Here is a 5611-nt window from a genome sequence, read left to right as displayed (position 1 = left end):
TTTCCGGGCGATTGGGTGGTTGGTGATCGGCTGGGGGTTGCGAGGTGGTTGGCAGCGAGTTGACGGATAAAAATTCTTCGACGAGTTGTTGACAGCGACGAAAAAGCTCTGCATAATCTCGTTTCTCTGCTGCAGCAAACGCAGCGGCGCGATAAACAAAGTTGATCGCGAAGTTCTTTAACAAGCAAACAGCCGATAAGTGTGGGCGCTTAATACTGGATGCGACGGATTTCGGTCCGTTAGCTAACAAGTAATGAAGTGCTCGCACAGAAGTAAGGTTTGAACGAAAGTTCAAGTCAGATTCTGAGAGTGAGCGACCGCTCGTAAAGAGCGAAAACAGCAGATTGAACTGAAGAGTTTGATCCTGGCTCAGATTGAACGCTGGCGGCATGCCTTACACATGCAAGTCGAACGGCAGCGGGGGAAAGCTTGCTTTCCTGCCGGCGAGTGGCGAACGGGTGAGTAATACATCGGAACGTGCCCTGTAGTGGGGGATAACTAGTCGAAAGATTAGCTAATACCGCATACGACCTGAGGGTGAAAGTGGGGGACCGCAAGGCCTCATGCTATAGGAGCGGCCGATGTCTGATTAGCTAGTTGGTGGGGTAAAGGCCCACCAAGGCGACGATCAGTAGCTGGTCTGAGAGGACGATCAGCCACACTGGGACTGAGACACGGCCCAGACTCCTACGGGAGGCAGCAGTGGGGAATTTTGGACAATGGGCGAAAGCCTGATCCAGCAATGCCGCGTGTGTGAAGAAGGCCTTCGGGTTGTAAAGCACTTTTGTCCGGAAAGAAATGGCTCTGGTTAATACCTGGGGTCGATGACGGTACCGGAAGAATAAGGACCGGCTAACTACGTGCCAGCAGCCGCGGTAATACGTAGGGTCCAAGCGTTAATCGGAATTACTGGGCGTAAAGCGTGCGCAGGCGGTTGTGCAAGACCGATGTGAAATCCCCGAGCTTAACTTGGGAATTGCATTGGTGACTGCACGGCTAGAGTGTGTCAGAGGGGGGTAGAATTCCACGTGTAGCAGTGAAATGCGTAGAGATGTGGAGGAATACCGATGGCGAAGGCAGCCCCCTGGGATAACACTGACGCTCATGCACGAAAGCGTGGGGAGCAAACAGGATTAGATACCCTGGTAGTCCACGCCCTAAACGATGTCAACTAGTTGTTGGGGATTCATTTCCTTAGTAACGTAGCTAACGCGTGAAGTTGACCGCCTGGGGAGTACGGTCGCAAGATTAAAACTCAAAGGAATTGACGGGGACCCGCACAAGCGGTGGATGATGTGGATTAATTCGATGCAACGCGAAAAACCTTACCTACCCTTGACATGCCACTAACGAAGCAGAGATGCATTAGGTGCTCGAAAGAGAAAGTGGACACAGGTGCTGCATGGCTGTCGTCAGCTCGTGTCGTGAGATGTTGGGTTAAGTCCCGCAACGAGCGCAACCCTTGTCTCTAGTTGCTACGAAAGGGCACTCTAGAGAGACTGCCGGTGACAAACCGGAGGAAGGTGGGGATGACGTCAAGTCCTCATGGCCCTTATGGGTAGGGCTTCACACGTCATACAATGGTGCATACAGAGGGTTGCCAAGCCGCGAGGTGGAGCTAATCCCAGAAAATGCATCGTAGTCCGGATCGTAGTCTGCAACTCGACTACGTGAAGCTGGAATCGCTAGTAATCGCGGATCAGCATGCCGCGGTGAATACGTTCCCGGGTCTTGTACACACCGCCCGTCACACCATGGGAGTGGGCTTTACCAGAAGTAGTTAGCCTAACCGCAAGGAGGGCGATTACCACGGTAGGGTTCATGACTGGGGTGAAGTCGTAACAAGGTAGCCGTATCGGAAGGTGCGGCTGGATCACCTCCTTTAAGAGCGTGCATCCGACGTTAGGCGTCCACACTTATCGGTTTGTTTGATGTTACAGCCAAGGGTCTGTAGCTCAGGTGGTTAGAGCACCGTCTTGATAAGGCGGGGGTCGTAGGTTCAAGTCCTACCAGACCCACCAAGTTACGGACGGTGGAAGTTGTACTCTGCCGTGACTGGGGGATTAGCTCAGCTGGGAGAGCACCTGCTTTGCAAGCAGGGGGTCGTCGGTTCGATCCCGTCATCCTCCACCAATTACCTGTTGGTTGCCAAACGCAAGTATCGACGCGGAGTCGATGGGTGCGGTATTTGCGTTTGGCCTAGCCAAGACGAGCGTAAAAGTTCGGCTGTTCTTTAACAATATGGAATGTAGTAAAGGTGTCGCGGTGCGTTGATGAGGCGCACATGAAAAGCGCGACACTGGGTTGTGATTGTATCAACCAGTATTACCAGAGCAATCGAAAGATTGTCTTGGAATACGGCACAACGCGAGAACTCAGCCTATAGCGAGACATACTCGTTATAGGGTCAAGCGAATAAGTGCATGTGGTGGATGCCTTGGCGATTACAGGCGATGAAGGACGTAGTAGCCTGCGAAAAGCTGCGGGGAGCTGGCAAACGAGCATTGATCCGCAGATATCCGAATGGGGAAACCCGGCCCGAATGGGTCATCTGTTACTGAATACATAGGTAACAGAAGCGAACGCAGTGAACTGAAACATCTAAGTAGCTGCAGGAACAGAAATCAACCGAGATTCCCAAAGTAGTGGCGAGCGAAATGGGATCAGCCTTGTACTCTTTAGCAGTATTGTTAGCAAAGCGGAATGGAAAGTCCGGCCATAGTGGGTGATAGCCCCGTATGCGAAAACAGTATTGTGGAACTAGGTGTACGACAAGTAGGGCGGGACACGTGAAATCCTGTCTGAAGATGGGGGGACCATCCTCCAAGGCTAAATACTCGTAATCGACCGATAGTGAACCAGTACCGTGAGGGAAAGGCGAAAAGAACCCCGGGAGGGGAGTGAAATAGATCCTGAAACCGCATGCATACAAACAGTCGGAGCCTGGAAACGGGTGACGGCGTACCTTTTGTATAATGGGTCAGCGACTTACATTCAGTGGCAAGCTTAACCGATTAGGGAAGGCGTAGCGAAAGCGAGTCCGAATAGGGCGTTCAGTCGCTGGGTGTAGACCCGAAACCAAGTGATCTATCCATGGCCAGGTTGAAGGTGCGGTAACACGTACTGGAGGACCGAACCCACTAACGTTGAAAAGTTAGGGGATGAGCTGTGGATAGGGGTGAAAGGCTAAACAAACTTGGAAATAGCTGGTTCTCTCCGAAAACTATTTAGGTAGTGCCTCGTGTCTCACCTTCGGGGGTAGAGCACTGTCATGGTTGGGGGGTCTATTGCTGATTACCCCGCCATAGCAAACTCCGAATACCGAAGAGTGCAATCACGGGAGACAGACATCGGGTGCTAACGTCCGGTGTCAAGAGGGAAACAACCCAGACCGCCAGCTAAGGTCCCTAAATATTGCTAAGTGGGAAACGAAGTGGGAAGGCTAAAACAGTCAGGAGGTTGGCTTAGAAGCAGCCACCCTTTAAAGAAAGCGTAATAGCTCACTGATCGAGTCGTCCTGCGCGGAAGATGTAACGGGGCTAAGCAATATACCGAAGCTGCGGATGCACGTAAGTGCATGGTAGGAGAGCGTTCTGTAAGCCTGTGAAGGTGTCTTGTAAAGGATGCTGGAGGTATCAGAAGTGCGAATGCTGACATGAGTAGCGATAAAGGGGGTGAAAGGCCCCCTCGCCGTAAGCCCAAGGTTTCCTACGCAACGTTCATCGGCGTAGGGTGAGTCGGCCCCTAAGGCGAGGCAGAGATGCGTAGCTGATGGGAAGCAGGTTAATATTCCTGCACCGTCGTATGATGCGATGGGGGGACGGATCGCGGAAGGTTGTCCGGGTGTTGGATGTCCCGGTCCCTGCATTGGAGATGGCACTTAGGCAAATCCGGGTGCGTGATTCAAGGGTGTGGGGCGAGCGACTTTAGGTCGCGAAGCAATTGGAAGTGGTTCCAAGAAAAGCCTCTAAGCTTCAGTCATACGAGACCGTACCGCAAACCGACACAGGTGGGCGAGATGAGTATTCTAAGGCGCTTGAGAGAACTCGGGAGAAGGAACTCGGCAAATTGGTACCGTAACTTCGGGATAAGGTACGCCCTTGTAGTTTGACTGGCTCGCGCCAGAAGGACGAAGGGGTTGCAATAAAATGGTGGCTGCGACTGTTTAATAAAAACACAGCACTCTGCAAACACGAAAGTGGACGTATAGGGTGTGACGCCTGCCCGGTGCCGGAAGATTAAATGATGGGGTGCAAGCTCTTGATTGAAGTCCCGGTAAACGGCGGCCGTAACTATAACGGTCCTAAGGTAGCGAAATTCCTTGTCGGGTAAGTTCCGACCTGCACGAATGGCGTAACGATGGCCACACTGTCTCCTCCCGAGACTCAGCGAAGTTGAAGTGTTTGTGATGATGCAATCTCCCCGCGGCTAGACGGAAAGACCCCATGAACCTTTACTGTAGCTTTGCATTGGACTTTGAACCGATCTGTGTAGGATAGGTGGGAGGCTTTGAAACCGGGACGCTAGTTTCGGTGGAGCCGACCTTGAAATACCACCCTGGTTTGTTTGAGGTTCTAACCTTGGCCCGTGAATCCGGGTCGGGGACAGTGCATGGTAGGCAGTTTGACTGGGGCGGTCTCCTCCCAAAGTGTAACGGAGGAGTTCGAAGGTACGCTTGGTACGGTCGGACATCGTACCTAAAGTGCAATGGCAAAAGCGTGCTTAACTGCGAGACCGACAAGTCGAGCAGGTGCGAAAGCAGGACATAGTGATCCGGTGGTTCTGTATGGAAGGGCCATCGCTCAACGGATAAAAGGTACTCTGGGGATAACAGGCTGATACCGCCCAAGAGTTCATATCGACGGCGGTGTTTGGCACCTCGATGTCGGCTCATCTCATCCTGGGGCTGTAGCCGGTCCCAAGGGTATGGCTGTTCGCCATTTAAAGAGGTACGTGAGCTGGGTTTAAAACGTCGTGAGACAGTTTGGTCCCTATCTGCCGTGGGCGTTGGAATCTTGACGGGGGCTGCTCCTAGTACGAGAGGACCGGAGTGGACGTACCGCTGGTGTACCTGTTGTCTCGCCAGAGGCATCGCAGGGTAGCTATGTACGGAAGAGATAACCGCTGAAAGCATCTAAGCGGGAAACTTGCCTGAAGATGAGGATTCCCTGGAGACTTGATCTCCCTGAAGGGTCGTTCGAGACCAGGACGTTGATAGGCTGGGTGTGGAAGCGCAGTAATGCGTTCAGCTAACCAGTACTAATTGCCCGTGCGGCTTGATCCTATAACCGGTATGTTTCCGGCTGGGTCTGCCTTGTGCCTGATACAAAACGCACAACCCATACTACATCCCCATATTGGCGTCGTTGACTCTCAGTCAACCTCGCAACAAGTCATAGCCTGGTGACCATAGCGAGTCGGTACCACCCCTTCCCATCCCGAACAGGACCGTGAAACGACTCCGCGCCGATGATAGTGCGGATTCCCGTGTGAAAGTAGGTCATCGCCAGGCTCTCCCTCTAAACACCCCAGCTCCCAACAGAGCTGGGGTGTTTGCTTTACTGCTCCTCACCCCACAGCACTGTACCAACCAGTCACGGATCGCCGGCGC

General features: G+C 52.8%; 1 protein-coding gene, 2 tRNA genes and 3 rRNA genes. 5 read left to right on the top strand and 1 reads right to left on the bottom strand.

Annotated elements, in window-relative coordinates; all coding sequences use genetic code 11:
- The coding region (locus PSUB009319_RS23050) for a hypothetical protein (protein WP_221620985.1) at positions 1 to 184 on the bottom strand (184 nt) is incomplete at its 3' end.
- 162 nt (positions 185 to 346) lie between these two features.
- Between PSUB009319_RS23050 and PSUB009319_RS22675 the strand changes: the two genes are divergently transcribed.
- The 5 genes from PSUB009319_RS22675 to rrf all read left to right on the top strand — a co-directional run bounded on the left by PSUB009319_RS22675 (position 347) and on the right by rrf (position 5512).
- Positions 347 to 1884 (top strand): 16S ribosomal RNA (locus PSUB009319_RS22675).
- 60 nt (positions 1885 to 1944) lie between these two features.
- Positions 1945 to 2021, top strand: a tRNA-Ile gene (locus PSUB009319_RS22670).
- A 36-nt stretch (positions 2022 to 2057) separates the two neighbouring features.
- Positions 2058 to 2133 (top strand) — tRNA-Ala (locus PSUB009319_RS22665).
- A gap of 272 nt (positions 2134 to 2405) precedes the next feature.
- A 23S ribosomal RNA gene (locus tag PSUB009319_RS22660) occupies positions 2406 to 5284 on the top strand.
- Between the two features lie 115 nt (positions 5285 to 5399).
- Positions 5400 to 5512: ribosomal RNA gene (rrf, locus tag PSUB009319_RS22655) — 5S ribosomal RNA — on the top strand.
- The 16S, 23S and 5S rRNA genes sit together here with 2 tRNA genes alongside, the layout of an rRNA operon.
- Positions 5513 to 5611 lie beyond the last annotated feature (99 nt).

This window comes from Ralstonia sp. SET104, from assembly GCF_003851545.1.
Lineage (GTDB): Bacteria > Pseudomonadota > Gammaproteobacteria > Burkholderiales > Burkholderiaceae > Ralstonia.
This window is presented reverse-complemented; position numbering and strand designations above follow the sequence as displayed.